General features: G+C 63.1%; 17 protein-coding genes. 12 read left to right on the top strand and 5 right to left on the bottom strand.

What is annotated here, in order from left to right; all coding sequences use genetic code 11:
• Positions 1–123: 123 nt before the first annotated feature.
• On the top strand, positions 124–426 hold the full coding sequence (locus tag KRZ98_RS12585) for an STAS domain-containing protein (RefSeq protein ID WP_368389821.1): 303 nt from the start codon (positions 124–126) through the stop codon (positions 424–426).
• On the opposite strand, the gene KRZ98_RS12590 is transcribed toward KRZ98_RS12585, so the two are convergent.
• Entirely contained in the window at positions 423–1,337 is a 915-nt protein-coding gene (locus KRZ98_RS12590) for an MBL fold metallo-hydrolase (protein WP_254798339.1), read from the bottom strand. The genes KRZ98_RS12585 and KRZ98_RS12590 overlap by 4 nt on opposite strands.
• A gap of 256 nt (positions 1,338–1,593) precedes the next feature.
• Positions 1,594–1,989 carry a cupin domain-containing protein gene (locus KRZ98_RS12595; RefSeq protein ID WP_217673865.1) on the bottom strand — a complete coding sequence of 132 codons (396 nt, stop codon included), beginning with the start codon at positions 1,987–1,989 and terminating at the stop codon, positions 1,594–1,596.
• Positions 1,990–2,101: 112 nt separating this feature from the next.
• On the opposite strand from KRZ98_RS12595, the gene KRZ98_RS12600 reads away from it, so the two are divergent.
• From KRZ98_RS12600 to KRZ98_RS12630, 7 genes are all read left to right on the top strand, one after another.
• On the top strand, positions 2,102–2,503 hold the full coding sequence (locus KRZ98_RS12600) for a cytochrome c family protein (protein ID WP_217673866.1): 402 nt from the start codon (positions 2,102–2,104) through the stop codon (positions 2,501–2,503).
• Positions 2,504–2,701: 198 nt separating this feature from the next.
• The gene (katG, locus tag KRZ98_RS12605; RefSeq protein WP_254798324.1) at positions 2,702–4,882 is read left to right on the top strand and encodes a catalase/peroxidase HPI; all 2,181 of its coding nucleotides are present in this window, start codon (positions 2,702–2,704) and stop codon (positions 4,880–4,882) included.
• 213 nt (positions 4,883–5,095) lie between these two features.
• The gene (locus KRZ98_RS24105) at positions 5,096–5,344 is read left to right on the top strand and encodes a cytochrome c family protein (protein WP_368389823.1); all 249 of its coding nucleotides are present in this window, start codon (positions 5,096–5,098) and stop codon (positions 5,342–5,344) included.
• Between the two features lie 107 nt (positions 5,345–5,451).
• Positions 5,452–5,862 carry a DUF2946 family protein gene (locus tag KRZ98_RS12615; RefSeq protein ID WP_217673869.1) on the top strand — a complete coding sequence of 137 codons (411 nt, stop codon included), beginning with the start codon at positions 5,452–5,454 and terminating at the stop codon, positions 5,860–5,862.
• A 69-nt stretch (positions 5,863–5,931) separates the two neighbouring features.
• On the top strand, positions 5,932–6,456 hold the full coding sequence (locus KRZ98_RS12620; RefSeq protein WP_217673870.1) for a copper chaperone PCu(A)C: 525 nt from the start codon (positions 5,932–5,934) through the stop codon (positions 6,454–6,456).
• Positions 6,431–7,060, top strand: a complete 630-nt coding sequence (locus KRZ98_RS12625; protein ID WP_254798329.1) for an SCO family protein — start codon at positions 6,431–6,433, stop codon at positions 7,058–7,060. The genes KRZ98_RS12620 and KRZ98_RS12625 overlap by 26 nt, the downstream gene beginning before the upstream one ends.
• A 26-nt stretch (positions 7,061–7,086) precedes the next feature.
• Positions 7,087–9,171 carry a TonB-dependent receptor gene (locus KRZ98_RS12630; protein ID WP_217673871.1) on the top strand — a complete coding sequence of 695 codons (2,085 nt, stop codon included), beginning with the start codon at positions 7,087–7,089 and terminating at the stop codon, positions 9,169–9,171.
• 54 nt (positions 9,172–9,225) lie between these two features.
• Here KRZ98_RS12630 and KRZ98_RS12635 read toward each other — a convergent pair whose 3' ends face one another.
• A complete protein-coding gene (locus KRZ98_RS12635) occupies positions 9,226–10,053 on the bottom strand; it encodes a TlpA disulfide reductase family protein (RefSeq protein ID WP_217673872.1) in 828 nt (275 codons plus the stop codon).
• A gap of 168 nt (positions 10,054–10,221) precedes the next feature.
• On the opposite strand from KRZ98_RS12635, the gene KRZ98_RS12640 reads away from it, so the two are divergent.
• The gene (locus KRZ98_RS12640; RefSeq protein WP_254798333.1) at positions 10,222–10,872 is read left to right on the top strand and encodes a peroxiredoxin; all 651 of its coding nucleotides are present in this window, start codon (positions 10,222–10,224) and stop codon (positions 10,870–10,872) included.
• A complete protein-coding gene (locus KRZ98_RS12645) occupies positions 10,869–11,264 on the top strand; it encodes a helix-turn-helix transcriptional regulator (protein ID WP_217673873.1) in 396 nt (131 codons plus the stop codon). The genes KRZ98_RS12640 and KRZ98_RS12645 overlap by 4 nt, the downstream gene beginning before the upstream one ends.
• Here the strand turns inward: KRZ98_RS12645 and KRZ98_RS12650 are convergent.
• Complete coding sequence (locus KRZ98_RS12650) at positions 11,245–12,843, bottom strand: ATP-binding cassette domain-containing protein (protein WP_217673874.1); 1,599 nt, start codon at positions 12,841–12,843, stop codon at positions 11,245–11,247. The two genes, KRZ98_RS12645 and KRZ98_RS12650, sit on opposite strands and share 20 nt — an antisense overlap.
• Positions 12,840–14,468 (bottom strand): ABC transporter ATP-binding protein/permease, encoded by a 1,629-nt coding sequence (locus KRZ98_RS12655; RefSeq protein ID WP_217673875.1) that lies wholly within the window; start codon positions 14,466–14,468, stop codon positions 12,840–12,842. Before KRZ98_RS12655 ends, KRZ98_RS12650 begins: the two co-directional genes overlap by 4 nt.
• Before the next feature lie 126 nt (positions 14,469–14,594).
• On the opposite strand from KRZ98_RS12655, the gene KRZ98_RS12660 reads away from it, so the two are divergent.
• The gene (locus KRZ98_RS12660) at positions 14,595–16,163 is read left to right on the top strand and encodes a cytochrome ubiquinol oxidase subunit I (RefSeq protein ID WP_217673876.1); all 1,569 of its coding nucleotides are present in this window, start codon (positions 14,595–14,597) and stop codon (positions 16,161–16,163) included.
• A 15-nt stretch (positions 16,164–16,178) separates the two neighbouring features.
• Entirely contained in the window at positions 16,179–17,327 is a 1,149-nt protein-coding gene (gene cydB, locus KRZ98_RS12665) for a cytochrome d ubiquinol oxidase subunit II (protein ID WP_217673877.1), read from the top strand.
• Positions 17,328–17,330 lie beyond the last annotated feature (3 nt).

The following is a 17,330-nucleotide window of genomic DNA, read 5'->3' on the forward strand; positions in this document are numbered from 1 at the left end:
CAGCCTTGAAATCGATGGCTTCGAGAAGCAGCGGCGTCAATTTGCGCAGCCGGCTCCACTGGTCCGCCGCCCGCAGCAAGGGGTTCTCGCCCGCAAGACTGGCGATGGTGCGGGCTTCGCCGCGTGCACAAGGATGTCAGACACCTTGTCCTGATGTGTTCGGCGGTGAACGCCATCGATGCCTCGGCGCTGGAAAGCCTTGAAGCGATCAATCACCGCCTGTCGGATGCCGGAGTGAGACTGCACCTGTCGGAAGTGAAGGGGCCGGTCATGGATGCTCTAGCCCGCTCGCATTTCCTCGAAAGCCTTACGGGCAAGGTCTTCCTGTCTCAGAATGATGCCTTCTCGACCCTGCTGGTCCAGACCGAGGAGGAGAATGCGCCCGCTTCTCCTCCGGACCATTGGCTGGCGCGCGGGCTGATCTAGAGCAAGTTGATCGGCAGCTTCAGATAGCGCACGCCATTGTCTTCCGGCTCCGGGAAATGTCCGGCGCGCATGTTGATTTGGATCGACGGAAGGATCAGGCGCGGCATGCCAAGCGTGGCGTCCCGGGCTTCGCGCATAGCCACGAACTGGTCTTCCGTCACGCCTTCGTGGACGTGCACATTGGCCTGGCGCTCCGCCGCGATCGTCGTTTCCCAGACAAAATCGCTGCGTTCCGGCGTTCTATAGTCATGGCAGAGCAGCACCCTTGTCTGGTCGGGCAGACGCATCAGGCGTTGGATCGAGCGGAAGAGCGTCCGTGCGTCGCCTCCGGGAAAGTCCGCGCGTGCGGTCCCATAGTCGGGCATGAACAGCGTATCGCCCGCGAACAGGGCATCGCCGATGGCATAAGCGACACAGGCCGGCGTGTGGCCGGGCACATGAAGGACCGAGATGTCGAGGTCGCCCAGCTTGAGGTGGTCGCCATCGGCAACAAGGCGGTCAAACTGGGTGGCGTCTCGCTTGAAGGCCGGCCCTTCGTTGAATATCTTGCCGAACACCTCTTGGACGGTGAGGATGCTGGCACCGATCACGATGGAGCCGCCGACCTTTTCCTGAAGATAGGGCGCAGCGGAGAGATGATCGGCATGGGCATGTGTTTCCAGTAGCCAGGCGACTGATAGCCCCTTTTGCCCGACGTAGGCGATCACCTCGTCGGCCGAAGTGGTGGACGTGCGGCCGGACGGTTGGTCGAAGTCCAGCACGCTGTCGATGATTGCAGCAGTTCGGGTTGCCGGGTCGTGGACGACATGGGTGGCAGTGAATGTCGCTTCATCGAAAAAGGTCCGGATGACGGGCAGGTGGCCGGACCTCAAGGCCTGGCGGATTTGTCTTGATGTGGCTTCGAGGGGCAGGTCGGACACAACGGATCTCCAGGCGAGGATCAAGTTTGGATAGCTATGTTCAGGATAACCCCATTTGAGAATTAGTATATTAGAATATACCAATATAATTGATCGATGAAAACGATCATGCCACATGTCTTTGCTGGCGCAGCCAAAGCCATGGTTATAATAATCGCGCGAGGTCGGTGCATCCGACGAGCAAAGGTCTGGTGTATTGCAAGATGCATTGGTGTGTCCGCCCGGCGGACACACCCGGGCTTTGGCTTCACTCAGTGGTCCGGCCATCGAAATGTTCATGGGCTTCGCCCGCTTCTGCACAAGTCTTGTGGACGGTGCCGTCGATATGCTCGGGCGGGCCATAGATCGTGTACAGGCGAAGCGGCTCCTTGCCCGTGCTAATGACATTGTGCCTTGCGCCCTGGGGCACGATCACGCCATCGTCAGCCTTGACCTTGTTGCAGACGCCATCGATCCAGATTTCGCCTTCTCCGCCTTCGATGCGAAAGAACTGGTCGCGATCGTCATGCACCTCCTCCCCGATCTCGTCGCCCGGCTGGATGGCCATGAGAACCAGTTGGAGATTGTGACTGGTATAAAGAACGCGCCGAAAATCATCATTATCTTCGGTGAGTTGCTCGATATTGCTGACAAAGCCTTTCACGTGGATGTCCTCTTTCTGTGGGTCTGAATTCAGAGCCTCTGGTAGCATCGTCTTCCGGAACAAATCCACATTTTGCGTGCAAAGACGCGACCAGACTACCAGATAGTTTCTCATGCACCTGATTGTTTATACTACGCTCGCGGTCTTCGCCCTCGTCACCGGTATGGCAGGGACAACGACGGTGAAAGCACAAGCCGACGACATCGCCCTGAGGCAGGCTGGCCAGCGCCACTTCATTCGATGCGTGGCCTGCCATTCGGTGAGCGCAGCGGCACCGGCGAAGACCGGCCCGCACCTTCAGGACATCGTTGGACGCCGGGTCGCGAGCGTACCCGGCTTTCGTTACACAACGGCGTTGAAGGACCAATCTTTCGTGTGGACGAAGGACAGGCTGGAGAACTTACTACGGCAACCGCAGAAGCAAGCGCCCGGATTGTGCTTACCTTTTACCGGATTGACGCGGCGCAAAGACAGGACAGATCTCGTTGCCTACCTTGCACGTCCTGTTCCCTGATCCGACCGGGCAAGTTTAATTAGATTTTTGCCGCTTGATCGGAAAATTGAGTGGGAGAAGCGATTAGTGTGATGAGGTAAAGCCGTTGGGCACCGCCAAATCGGCGAACTAATCGACGGTTCAGCTTGGGATAAGATCCGCAGCTATTAGGAGGAGAGTAAGCCCATGAAAGTATGCAAACTCGCGATCATCGCGTTAATGGCGGCGGCATCACCGCTGGCCTTGGTCGGCACTGCCCAGGCGGAAACCGCTGCGCCCGCCGCCAAGGAATGGTGGCCCAAGGACCTCGACCTTTCGGCGCTGCGCCAGAACGAAGCGCAGTCCAACCCCTATGGCGCCGACTACGACTATGCGCGGGAGTTCGCCTCGCTCGATCTCGACGCGGTCAAGGCCGACATCCGCAAGGCTCTGACCACCTCGCAGCCCTGGTGGCCGGCCGACTATGGCCATTATGGCCCGTTCTTCATCCGCATGGCCTGGCACAGCGCCGGCACCTATCGCACCGGCGACGGGCGCGGCGGTTCGGACGGCGGCGAGCAGCGCTTCGAACCGCTCAATTCGTGGCCCGACAACGTCAGCCTCGACAAGGCGCGCCGCCTCGTCTGGCCGATCAAGCAGAGGTACGGCCGCAAGCTGTCCTGGGGCGACCTGATGGTGCTGACCGGTAACGTTGCCATGGAAGACATGGGCTTCAAGACCCTTGGCTTTGCCGGCGGCCGCGTCGATGCTTGGCAGCCCGATCTCGTGTTCTGGGGTCCCGAAACCAAGATGCTGATGGACCAGCGCCGTGATGAGCGCGGCAACCTCAAAGGCCCGCTTGCTGCGACCCAGATGGGTCTCATCTACGTCAATCCGGAAGGCCCGAACGGTAATCCCGACCCACTGGCAGCAGCGGCCGATATCCGCCGCGCCTTCGGCGCGATGGCGATGGACGACGAGGAAACCGCAGCCCTGATTGCCGGCGGCCACACTTTCGGCAAGGCTCACGGTGCACACAAACCCGAGGAATGTGTTGCCGGTGACCCCGGAGTCGCCGGAATCGAGCAACAAGGCCTTGGCTGGACCAACAAGTGCGGCAAGGGCAATGCCGAAGATACCGTCTCCAGCGGCCTTGAGGGCGCATGGTCGGCCAACCCCATCGCCTTCACGACCCAGTATCTCGACAACCTCTACGGCTTCGAATGGGTGAAGAGCCGTAGTCCGGCAGGTGCTGTTCAGTGGGTTCCCAAGGATCCTGCCGCCGCTAATCTGGTGCCTGACGCGCATCGGCCCGATGTGCGTCACGCGCCGATCATGTTCACGACCGACATCGCGATGCGTGAAGACCCGGGGTTCCGCAGGATCACGCAAGCCTGGCACAAGAACCCGCAGGCATTCGCGGATGCTTTCGCTCGTGCCTGGTTCAAGCTGACTCACCGCGACATGGGGCCGCAGGCGAGGTATCTCGGCAAGGACGTGCCCAGCGCGACTTTCACCTGGCAGGATCCGCTGCCCAAGGCCGACTACGCGATGATCGACAATGCCGATGTCGCGGCGCTCAAGATAGAGATCGCGGGTTCGGGTCTGACCACCGCCGAACTGGTTCGTACGGCCTGGGCTTCGGCCTCGACCTTCCGCGCGACCGACATGCGCGGCGGCACCAACGGTGCGCGGCTGCGGCTTGAGCCGCAAAGGAGTTGGGCCGTGAACAACCCGGTCGAACTCACGAAGGTGCTTGGCCGGCTTGAAGTCATCCGTACCAGTTTCAATAAGCGCGCCACGGGGGGCAAGAGAGTAAGCCTTGCCGATCTCATCGTGCTGGGCGGCAATGTCGCGGTCGAGCAGGCTGCCAAGGCTGCCGGGCAGGATGTGACCGTGCCGTTCAAGCCGGGCCGGGTCGATGCGGCGCAGGCCCAGACTGATGTGGCGTCCACCAACCACCTTCAGCCCAAGGCCGATGGCTTCCGCAATTGGTACGCGGCCAATGCCGACTTCGGTCCGGCTGAAGCACTGGTCGATAAGGCCGACATGCTCGATCTGACCGTGCCGGAAATGACCGTCCTAGTGGGCGGCATGCGCGCTCTTGGCGCTAATGCCGGAGGCTCCACTGCGGGTGTCTTGACCGGTCGTCCGGGCACACTCTCCAATGACTTCTTCGTCAACCTGCTGTCGATGGACACGGTCTGGTCGAAGTCGGCGAGCACGTCCGGGCTCTATGAAGGTAAGGATCGCGCCACGGGCGCGGCGAAGTGGACGGCGACCCCAGTCGACCTGATCTTCGGTTCAAACTCCGAACTGCGCGCGGTTGCGGAAGTCTATGCGTCCGACGATGCCAGGCAGAAGTTCGCGACTGACTTCGTCACGGCCTGGGCCAAGGTAATGGATGCAGACCGCTTCTGATCCTTCCCTCCTGCAATGGGACGACGGCAGGGTTTCCCCCCTGCCGTCGCTCTTGGCTCTCCATGCAAACGAGGCATCGCCATGCGGTCAACTTTCTGGGCCCTGTGCGCTTCAGCCGTCATGGCAGTCGCGCTCGGCAACTCTGGCCCGGGCCGGGCCGAGGCCCAGCCCGTCCAGTCGACCGCTTTCACGCAGTGTACGGCTTGTCATTCGATTGAAGCGGGCAGGACCGTCTTTGGTCCGAGCCTCGCCGGTGTGGCCGGGCGCCGGGCCGGGAGCTTGCCGGGTTACAATTACAGTGCAGCGCTGCGTTCGTCGGGACTGACCTGGAACGCCGCGACGCTCGATCGCTGGCTGACCGCGCCGCAACGGACGGTTCCTGGAACCAAAATGCCATTTGCCGGAATCCCCGATCCGGCCCGGCGCAAGCAGGTCGTCGATTATCTGCTGACACTCAGGTAATTTGATGAGCGGATTGCCAGTAGGTATCCGGTTGCGGATCACGTCTTCGCCCATGAGAGGCATTGTCCTGATGACATCGACAAGTCGGGAGACTAGGTGATCCCGCGATGATGACATGGAGTCGCCTCCTTCGCGAACACCGCCGCCTGGCTGCCGTTCTGGTGGCCTTGGCGCTGTGCATGAAGGCGCTTGTGCCGGCCGGCTACATGGTCGGAGCAAACACGAAGCTCATCACCATCGAAATTTGCGCTGATGCTTCGGGCGGGAAACTGACCCGGCAAATGGCCATCCCGATGGAAGATGATACCGGTGGCGAGCAGTCCGGTCACGGCAAATCCGATGCCAACTGTGCCTGGACGGCACTTGCTCAGGCTGCCCATTACGGGGCCGATACCGAACTTCTGGTACTGGCGCTGGCCTTCATCCTGGCGTTGGGCTTTCTACAGTTTGCAGCAGAGCCGGTACGCCGCTCCTGTCATATCCGGCCGCCTTCGCGCGGACCGCCGCTTCCGGCCTGACATTTTCGCCTGATTGTCAGATTGCCCGGCGTGCCTTCTCGTGCGTGCCGGATTGCTGGAGCACTTCCCATGCCTACCATCGTTTGCCGCGCCGCGCGCGCGGTCCATCGGGGCGTTGCCCCCGTCCTTGCTGTAGCCGCGTTCAGCGCCGCTATCCCCACGCCAATCGCCGCTGAGCCGCATCGGGCTGTCTCTATCACCGTGTCCGATGCCTGGGCGCGGGAAACCACCCCAGCGCAGAAGGTCGGCGGCGGGTTCATGACCATCGACAATGCCGGTGACCGGCCGGACCGCCTGCTCTCGGCCACGGCCGGCGTGGCGGACAAAGTCGAACTCCACACCGTGTCGATGGATGGGGGCGTTATGCGGATGCGTCCGGTGGCGGGCGGCATCGCCATTCCCGCGCACGGCAAGGTCGACCTTCGGCCAGGTTCGCTCCACATCATGTTTATCGGCCTCAAGGCACCGCTTCGGCGGGGCGAAAGTGTGCCGGTGACGCTGCGCTTTGCTCGGGCGGGCACGATAACCGCCCGGCTGGCAGTGCAGCCGATAGGCGCGATGGGGCCGGATGGAGGCCATCATGGCCATCATTGAGCCCAAAGGCCGTGTCGGCCTGCGCATGGCGCTATGGCTTGCGGTTCTTGTCGTCGCGGCCCTCGGGCTGGCTCTGTGGGGCAGCAAGGACCGCTCGCAGCCCACGCCGTCTTCCAGCTTTGGCGCGGCGTTCGGCGGGCCGTTCACGCTGGCCGATCGCACCGGTGCAGCGGTGACGGACAAGGCGCTGGGGGGAAAGCCCTATGCCATCTTCTTTGGTTTTACCCGCTGCCCCGATGTCTGCCCGACCAGTCTTGCACGCATGGCGCGCCTCAGGAAGCAGCTTGGTGCAGACGGAATGAAGTTCAACATCGTCTTCGTCTCGGTCGATCCGGACCATGACCGGCCCGCCGACATTGGCAGTTATGTCGACTTGTTCGGTACGCCGATCATCGGCCTGACCGGCAGCGATGCCCAGCTCGCCCAGATCAGCAAAGGCTTCGGCGTCTACGTCAAGAAGGTGCCGGCCGAGGGCGGAGACTATACCATCGATCACACCGCCGCGATCTACCTGATGACCGCCAAGGGTGAGTTCGCTGGCACCATTGATCACCACGAAGCCGACAAGGTCGCGCTGGAAAAGCTCCAGCGCCTGATCGGCTGACGTTTCACGATTCAAGGACAACACCCATGAAAACTTCCACGCTCGCCATCGCGATGGCGCTTGCCTCCACCACTCCGGCCCTTGCCGCCGAGGGCGAGGCACCTTCGGCCGAGACCATCGTCGTCACCGCGCCCCGGATTACCTCGCTCGATGCAGCGTCCACTGCCGAGGACGAACACGCCACCAGCCCCGACGGCGCGGCGTTCATCGCTCGCCAGCCTGGTGCTGCGCTTGTCGATAACGGCACGCTGTCAGGCCAGGTGCAGATGCGCGGCCTGTTCGGTGAGCGCATCGCGTTGCGCATCAATGGCCAGCAGTTCGCCACCGGCGGGCCGAACGCCATGGACCCGGCCATGCACTACGCGCCTATGGCGCTCATCGACCGCGTGGAAATTGCGCGCGGCATTTCGCCGGTACGCGACGGGCCGGGGCTGGGCGGCGGGGTCAACACTGTGCTGAAGCAGGTGCGGTTCGGCGAAGGCCAGGGCTTCTCGCCCCAGGTCGATGTTTCAGGCCAGTATCGCAGCGTTGATGACAGCGTGGCGCTGGGCGGTATGGCGGGCCTCGCCAGCGAAACGCTGCGCTTCGGCGTGATCGCATCGTGGGAAAAGGGCGACGACACGCGCTTTCCGGGGGGCCGTATCGCCACAACCGGTTATGAACGCGCGGTCTATGGCGTTCATGCCGGTCTCCGAGCGGGGCCGGGTGAACTGAGCCTTGAATACCGCCGTCAGGAAACCGGGCGTTCGGGCAATCCGCCATTTGCGATGGACATCGTCTATTTCCATACGGACTTCGCCCGGATCGGTTTTGAGGGTGATCTGGCTGATGGCGTTCGGCTTGAAACGCACGCCGACTATGCCGGTGTCAGCCACCGCATGAACAACTACGAAGAGCGACCCGCGCCCGTTATGGCGATGACCCGTCAGTCTGACACCTATGCTGACACCATGAGCGCTGATGTGTCGCTGCGCTTCGGCTCGGCGCAGCGCCACCTTCGGATCGGTGCGGATTTTGAACTGATCGACAAAGGCTACATGCTCTACAATCCGCTGGCACCCGCCTTCTTCATTCACCCGCTGGACCGTGCACACAGTGATCGGCTTGGCGCCTTTGCCGAATGGCGCACCGGTGCTGGGCCGGTGGAGGCTGAATTGGGCCTGCGGGTGGACCGTCATGGCGCTGAAACCGGCGCGTCGCGCTTTGGTCCGGGCGTGCCTGCTGGTCCCGCAGGTCTGGCGCTGGCCTTCGCCAATGCCGACCGGGAATGGTCGGGTACCACGGTCGATGCCTCGATGCGGCTGTGGGCAGAGCTTGGCGCCTTCACCCCGCGCTTGACGCTGGCCCGCAAAACCCGTGCGCCCAGCCTGATTGAACGCTTTTCCTGGTTGCCGACCGAGGCCAGCGGCGGGCTGGCCGATGGCAATATCTACGTCGGCACGCCGGGACTGAAGCCCGAAAAGGCTTGGATCGCCGAACTCGGTGTCGATTGGACGGATGGCACGGCCTACGCACGGCCAGTCGTCTATTACCGCCGCATCAATGATTTCATCCAGGGCGTGCCCTTCGATGCCACGCCGGGGGTGGTGAACACCCCAGTGGAAATGGTGGCGCAGGCGAGCGGCGATGCCACGCCGCTGCGCTTTGCCAATACCGACGCGGAAATCTGGGGGGCCGACATCGCCTTTGGTGCGCAGATCGCAGGACCTTTGCGGATCGACGGGGTAGCGAGCTACGTTCGGGGCAAGCGCCGTGACCTGGCCGACAATCTCTATCGCATGGCCCCGGCCAACGTACGCCTTGCCCTCGTATGGGAGGCTGCGCGCTGGTCCATGTCGATCGAGGGGCAGGCTGTGGCCGCACAGACGAAGGTGTCCGTCACCAATGATGAGGCGGCGAGCAAGGGTTATGCCCTGGCCAACATCTATGGGCACTGGCTGGTGCGCGATGGCGTGCGGGTTGATGTGGGTATCGAGAACCTGTTCGACCGGCAGTATCAGGAACATCTGGCGGGCTACAATCGCATCGTCGGCTCCGACGTTCCGCCGGGCGCGCGCCTGCCGGGGTCGGGACGTTCTGCCTTCGTGCGCTTGCGCTGGGCGATGAACTGACATTGTTTGTGCGGGACCGGCCAGCCTCTGGGCGGTCGGTCCCGAACCGCGCGCTTACCGCAGTGGCCCATCAGGCTGAACCAGCGCTCGGATCGCGATATCAAGCTGCACCCGCGAAATCTCGCCCACATGGGTCTGGCGTATGGTGCCGTCCGCCGCGACGAACAGGGTTGTCGGCAGGGCCGGTGAACCGGCGATTACTCCCAGATTCCCCGTCTGATCAAGCGCAACGTGGCGCGCCGATAGGCCTTGGCCTTGCAGGAAGGTGCTAACCCGTTCAGACGTCTCTCCTTGATTGACAAGTAGCAGCGCGGCGCGGCGTTCTCGGCTTGCGGCGTTGATCAGCATCGGCATTTCACGGCGGCAGGGCGGGCACCAACTGGCCCACAGGTTGAGCACGGCAGTTCGGCCGCGCAGATCGCCTGCCGTGATGCTGCCGCCCTGCGCCATGTCGAAGCGAAGGCCTGCCGGCAACAGGATCGCGGATCGCGGTGCCTGTCCCTCGGCAAAGGCCCACCACACCGCCGAAAGCGTCGCCAGCAGGCCAAGTCCCGCCCCAATCGGGCGAGGCTTGCGCAGGATCACGACTAGCGCCAGCGCCGCTGTAACAACGCCTGCGCTCCATACCCAGCCACCGAGCCAGGCCTGTAGCGCGACGACTGGATCGAGCGCGAAGCTCTCCCGGTGGACCCACACATAGGCGGCCCGTGCACCGACAAGGCCTGCCAGCAGCGCTAGCGCTCCCGGCTGCCACGAAGACACGCGAAACCGGCGCACGATCCAGTCCATCCCGGCAAGAAAGGCGAGAATGAGCCCCATGGCGACGAGGCGATCGAGCGCCATCGCCAGCGGGCCGATCTGGATGATGTCATTCGGGTTCATGTGCCTTGTCCGGTGTATGAGGTGATCGCCACCAAGCCGATCGGATGATCGCGATCAATGACATTGACCGGCTGCGGCTTAGCAAGGAACGCCTTTGGAACGAGAAGATTGCCTTCATTGCAACATTTATTTAAATTGATGAAGTAGGGTGAGGTGATGGAGTTGGGTATGGACGATCAGAAGGGCGATATGGACTTTGCTCCGGTGCGCATCGGGGAGCCGGCGCCCGATTTCGTCGCGCGCTCGACGGAGGGCATGATCCGGCTAAGCGATTATCGCGGTCGTTGGGTGGTGTTCTTTTCCCACCCGGCGGATTTCACGCCTGTTTGCACGAGCGAGTTCGTCACGCTGGCCGGCGCGTTCGACCAATTCGAGGCGATGGAGTGCAGCCTGCTCGGCCATTCGGTCGACAGTCTGTTTTCGCACCTCGCCTGGATGCGGGCGTTGCGCGATGACCTTGGGGTTACGGTGCCTTTCCCGATTGTCGAGGATCCGAACCTCGAGATCGCGCGGGCCTTTGGCATGGTCTCGGCCGAGATGCACAATGCGGCGTCGGTTCGGGCTGTCTATTTCATCGATCCCGAGGGGATTGTCCGTGCGATGAACTGGTATCCACTGGCCGTCGGGCGCTCGGTGGATGAAATGCTGCGCATTGTTGCCGCTTTGCGGCGCACGCATGACGGCCGGTTCCTGACCCCGGAAGGCTGGCGCCCGGGCGATCCTGTGCTCGCGCCGCCCGGTTTCAGCAAGGCCGATGCGCTTTCCAGCACCAATGTCACGGGCTGGTTTTACCGCCGGGTGGAAGGTGACGAGGCATGATCGTGAACGCCGCCCTCAGCGTGGATGAGCAAGCCGAACTTCTGCGGGTTCTGGCCCATCCCTTGCGCCTGACGATCCTCAAGGAACTGACCGGCGGCGAGCGATCGGTGGGCGATATCGCCGAGCGAACCGGACTTGGCCTTTCGGCGCTGAGCCAGCAACTCGCGATCCTGCGCAAGGCATCGCTGGTTTCCGCGCGGCGCGAAGCCAAGCAGGTGTTTTACGCGATTGATGCGGGGCAGGTTGGTCAGGTGCGCGCCATCATCGATGTACTTGTGCCGGGCGGGCCATCGGCTGAGCCGGACCGTTTATCCGTCCCGCAGCCTGTCGACGCGCGTCTTGGGGCGGCGATGTTCGCCAAGGTAAGCCGGGTCAATCTTCAGGCGAAATAAGTGTCAGGATCTGGTCCCCCAGGCTGCGCAAACCTTCGCGGTGGCTGACCAGCACCAGCCCGGTTCCGGTCGCGTCGAGCCACTGCGAGAGCCTGCGGCAAAGTTCGCTTTCAGTCGCGCTGTCCAGGCCTTCGCTTGGTTCGTCCAGCACCAGCCAGGGGCGCTCGGCCAGCAGGGCGCGGGCAAGCGCAAGGCGTTTGCGCTGCCCGCCGGAAAGCCGCGCGCCGTCGCCGCCCAGCCATTGGTTCAGGCCATCCGGCAATGCGCGCACCGTTTCCGATAAGCACACCACATCCAGCGCGGACCACATCTGCTCGTCCGTGACGCCGGGACGGGCAAGGCGCAGGTTGTCGGCCACAGTGCCCGCGATCAGGCTTGCGTCCTGAGGGGCATGAGCGAACTGTTGGCGCAAGGCGTCCAGTCCCAGAACGCGAACATCCCGGCCATCGACAGCGATCACTTCCGGCGCATCGCTGCGCAGGCCGATCAGAGTGCCGAGCAGACGGGATTTGCCTGAACCCGATGGGCCGGCGATCAGCAAGCGCCCGCCGGGCTGCAAGGACAATGATCGATCCTCGTTGGTGATGGAAAGCGCGCTGGTTGATCCGGCGCTACTTACAGCGCGCGCCCGGCTTGGCAGTGCCGCGATGCTTTCAAGGCGCCGTATCGCGTCTTCCGTCCGCAAGCTCTCCATGTCGGTGCGGGCGAGGGTAGACCAGCTTTCAGCGGCGGCTGCCCCGGCCAGGGCCGCCAGCGCCACCAGCGGTGCGCCGCCTGCGGCCAGCGCCAGCACGGCTGCTACGCTGATGCCCGCAAGCACCAGTTGCGTCCCCTGGACCAGCGTCTCGGCTCGGACAATTCCGAGCCTTGCCGCGTCCAGCGCCATTATCTTCGGTGCCAGCGCCGCAGTGATTTGCGGGACGAGGCCATAGGCCGCGATCTCGGTCGCGCCTGCCGCATATTCGGCATAGTCGGCCTTCAGGGCGTTCAGAGCCTCGGCATATTGCCGACTTGGCACGGTGAGCAGGCGGCGGGATAGTACCCATGACGCCAGCCGCATCGCGCCAAGTCCGGCCAGAAGCGCCAAAGCGGCGGCCCACCCGGCCAGACTGGCCGCGGCAAGGCCCGCCAACACGGCGACGATGGCACCGGGCAAAGTGACCTTGCGCACCACGCTGTCTTCGAGCGCATCCACATCGGACCCCAGCCGTGCCGCCATTTCGCCGCCTGATCGCGCCAGCGCCAGATTGGCCTCGGTGCCGGCCAGCCGCGCGAACAAGGCGGGCCGCACATCTGCCAGCGCGAACAGCGCGGCGCGGTGCCCGAAGATGCGCTCACCATAGCGGCTGAGCGTTCGCACTATGGCAAGCCCCCGGATGCCGGCGCTCGGCAGGAGGTAATTGAAAGCCTGCGCACTCGCAAAACCGCCCGCGCCCGCGATGGCTGCACCGGTCAGGAACCAGCCCGATAGCGCCAGCAAGGCAACGCTTGCGAACGCTGCCAGCATGGACAGGACGATCGCGATCCGCGTGGCGCGGTGTTCGCTTCGGGCCGCTTGGGTCAGCAACTGGCGAATCATGACAATTCTGTCCGGCTGCGGCAGCGTGCTGCCAGTGCAGGATCATGTGTGGCGGCGATCACCAGCCGGGTTTGCGCCACTTGTTCCAGAACATCGATGACCAACCGGGCCGTGCGGGCATCGAGATCGGCCGTTGGCTCGTCCAGCAGCAGGATCGGACGGTCGCTGACAATGGCCCGGACCAGGCCAATCCGCCGACGTTCGCCACCCGAAAGACGTGATCCGCGCGGGTCGATGGCAAGATCCAGGCCGCGGCGGGCGACAAGGCCGGAAAGCCCGCAGGAGTCCAGCAATCGCAGCAGGGCAGGCTGGGCTGCCGAAGCGCCGCCCATCAGGAGATTGTCGGCGAGGGTACCTGGCAGCAGAATCGGCCGCTGTCCGGCCCAGCCGGTCATCGCCAGCAGCGTACCCGGCGGCTCCTCATTGCCATTGAACCGGACCGTGCCCGATACCCCCGGAGCAAGACCAAGCATGGCGTTGAGCAGCGACGATTTGCCCGATCCCGTTGGTCCGATCACGGCATGTAGGCCAGGGCCTTCCCAGTGTGCATCGATCGGCCCGACACGGTTGCCGTCGGGGTAGGTGATGGTCAGCGCCGTCACGCTCAGCATGCGGATTACAGCCGCGGGTGCGCCAAGCGGTTCCGGCAGTGCCGCACGGCCTTGGGCCAGTGCTTCTGCGATGCTGCATGCGGCGGCCTCGCCTTGCTGCTTGTCATGATAGGCGGCCGCAAGGCGGCGCATGCCGAGATAGAATTCAGGGGCCAGTGCCAGCGCGAAAAAGGCATGTTCCAGGTCCAGCGCTTCGGGCGCGGGAAAGGGCAGCAGGCCGAGCAGCGAAAAGCCGCAGTAAACCGCGACCAGCGCGACCGAAAGCGCAGCGAAGAATTCGAGCATGGCGCTCGACACGAACGCCACGCGCAGGACCTGCATCGTCCGCTCTGCAACTTCGCGGGCCGCGCCGCCGATCTGGCGAGTAATGCGATCTTCGGCGCCGAAGGCCAGAATGATGGGCAGGCTGGCGGCGCGATCGACAAACAGGCCGGAAAGTCGCGAAAGGGCCAGGAACTGACGGTCTGCTTCTGCCTTGCCGGCCAGACCCGCGAGCGCCATCCCCGCGCCAAACGGGATCAGCGTTGCCAGCAGGATCAGGGCGGAAAACCAGCTCGCGCAGGCAACTGCCATGGCAATGATCAGCGGCGACAGGACCGCGGCCAGCCGCAGGGGCTGGAACCGCGCGATCAGGCCTTCGTGGGCTTCGACATCGTCGATGGCAACGCGCAGGTCTTCGCCGATCAGGCGGCTGCGGACCTGGCCCGTCGGCAGTAGCGCCGCCAGCAGCTGCGTTCGCAGCATGGCCTTGCTGCATCCGGCGGTGCGCTGTCCGGTGATAGCTGCCTGTCCTTGAACCGTCGCTCTTAGGAGGCCGCTCACCGCGATGCCGGCCAGCAGCCAACCTGCCTGCGCGGATAGCGCGCCAGCGGTCCAGCGACCCACGAACGCGGCGAGGCACGCGGCAAAGAGAATGGCACCTGCCGTATCCGACAGCCACCATAACGCCGCAACGTTAATGCTGGTGCGGGTCGGGCCATTGGCGTTCGCATTGGCGCGGGCAGGTAAGGGCATGGGTGGGTCAGGCCGATGTTGACGAGAGGATCATATTAAAATATTCGGCAACTCAATAAGTGACTGGATGCGTTGAGTCGAGTCCCGTCCCGTCCGGCGGCCTTGTGCCGGGTAAGGAGCATGCAGATGGATATGGCGGTTGTCGAGCTTAGCCGGCTCCAGTTCGCGCTTACCGCGATGTATCACTTTCTGTTCGTTCCACTCACGCTGGGGCTGTCGTTCCTGCTTGTCATCATGGAGAGCATCTATGTGATGACCGGTCGTGAAATCTGGCGGACCATCACGCGGTTCTGGGGCAAGCTGTTCGGCATCAATTTCGTGCTCGGCGTTGCGACCGGCCTCACCATGGAGTTCGAGTTCGGCACCAATTGGTCCTATTTCTCGCACTATGTCGGTGACATCTTCGGTGCGCCGCTGGCGATTGAAGGGCTGATGGCCTTCTTCCTCGAAGCCACTTTCGTCGGCCTCATGTTCTTCGGCTGGGACAAACTGTCCAAAGTCGGTCACCTTGCCGTGACGTTCCTGGTTGCGCTTGGTTCCAATCTGTCGGCCCTGTGGATTCTGATCGCGAACGGCTGGATGCAGAATCCGGTCGGCGCGCGCTTCAATCCCGAAACCATGCGCATGGAAGTGACCGATTTCTATTCGGTGCTGTTCAATCCGGTGGCGCAGGCCAAGTTCGTCCACACGGTGAGCGCGGGCTATGTTGCTGCCTCGATCTTCGTGATGGGCGTGTCGGCCTGGTATCTGCTCAAAGGCAAATGGACCAATATTGCGCGTCGTTCGATGATGGTGGCGGCAGCCTTTGGTCTGGCGTCTTCGCTCTCGGTCGTCGTGCTGGGCGATGAATCCGGCTACGCGCTGACCGATAACCAGAAGATGAAACTCGCCGCGATCGAGGCCATGTGGCACACCGAGCCCGCGCCGGCAGGGCTGTCGATCTTCGGTATTCCTGACATGGATGCACAGGAGACCCACTGGGAAGTGAAGGTTCCCTATGTGCTGGGCCTGATTTCCACCCGCAGCCTGACCGGCGAGGTCATGGGGATCAACGAACTGGTCCTGAAGGCTGACGAGCGCATCCGCAGCGGCATTCATGCTTATGACGCGGTCGAAAAGCTGAAGGTCAATCGCAGGGATTTGGCGGCCCGAGAGGTGTTCGAGCGTTACAAAGCGGACCTTGGCTATGCCATGCTGCTCAAGCGGCACGTCGCGGACCCTCGTCAGGCTACCGACCAGCAGATCCTGCTGGCTGCCAGGGATACCATTCCCAATGTGCCGGTGATGTTCTGGTTGTTCCGCATCATGGCGGGGCTGGGCTTCTTCTTCATCGGGTTCTTCGCCCTGGCATTCTTTTGCGCCTCAGTCTGCCAGTTCAACAAGCGCTGGTTCCTGAAGTTGGCCGTGGCGATCATGCCCCTGCCGTGGATCGCTATCGAGTTCGGCTGGATGCTGGCGGAAATCGGACGCCAGCCCTGGGCCGTCGAAGGTGTGTTGCCGACATTCCTTGCCGCATCATCGCTCTCGGTCGGTCAGATCTGGACGACGATCATCGGTTTCACGCTGCTCTACGGCGCACTGGCGGTCATCGAGGTGCGTCTGATGATCGCCATGATCCGCAAGGGGCCGGTTGAACATCATGAGCTCGACGCGCCGCGTGGCGCCGCCGGTTACGCGCCGCTGCCTGCGGAATAAGGGAGGTTTGAACCCATGGAAATTCCTCTCGACTATGAAACCCTGCGGGTCATCTGGTGGGGCCTGATGGGCACCCTTCTGATCGGCTTCGCGCTGACCGACGGTTATGATCTCGGTGTCGCCTCGCTCATGCCGTTCATCGGCCGGACGGACGAGGAACGCCGCATGGCCATCAACGCCATCGCCCCGCACTGGGAGGGGCATCAAGTCTGGTTCATCCTCGGCGGCGGGGCAATTTTCGCGGCATGGCCGTTTGTCTATGCCGTCAGTTTTTCCGGCTTTTACCTCGCCATGTTCCTCGTTCTGGCGGCCCTGATTCTGCGGCCGGTGGCGTTCAAGTACCGTTCGAAGCATGCCGATACCGGGTGGCGTGCACGATGGGATTGGGCGCTGTTTATCGGCGGCTTCGTGCCCGCGCTGGTCTTCGGCGTGGCGGTCGGCAATGTTCTTCAGGGCGCGCCGTTCCGCCTCGATAGCGATCTGCGCAGCTTCTATGAAGGCTCGCTGCTCGATTTGTTTTCACCCTTCGCGCTGCTGACCGGTTTGCTATCTGTCGCCATGATCGTGATGCACGGCGCTGGTTTCCTGGCGGTGAAGATCGAGGATGGTCCGGTGCTGGATCGCGCGCGCAAGATCGGCAGCGTGGCGGCAATGCTCAGCGTGGCGCTTTTCGCTGCGGGCGGCTTCTGGGTCGCCAGTGGCGCCATGGGCTTCCGCCTAGATGCTGTTGTCGATACCGGTGGTCCTTCCAATCCGCTGTTCGTGAAGTCCGTGGCAGCACCGGGGGCCTGGCTGGAGAACTACGGCCGGCACGGCTGGATGCTGGTGGCCCCGGTCCTCGGCCTTGCCGGGCCGCTGATCGCGCTTCTCGGCATCCGGCGGCGCAGCCATGTGCTGAACCTTGCGGGATCGTCGCTGGCAACCGTGGGCATCATTGCCACGGTGGGGCTCTCGATGTTCCCCTATATCCTGCCAAGTTCGATCGATCCGCAGTCGAGCCTGACGGTGTGGAACGCTTCCTCCAGCCACCTCACGCTGTGGATCATGCTGGTCGTGACGGTCATCTTCCTGCCGATCGTGCTGGCCTATACGGCATGGGTGATGAAGGTGTTGTTCGGCCGGATCACACTCCGCGACGTTCGCACCAATCCTGACTTCTACTGAGCA

This window comes from Sphingobium sp. AS12 (assembly GCF_019097845.1).
GTDB lineage: Bacteria > Pseudomonadota > Alphaproteobacteria > Sphingomonadales > Sphingomonadaceae > Sphingobium.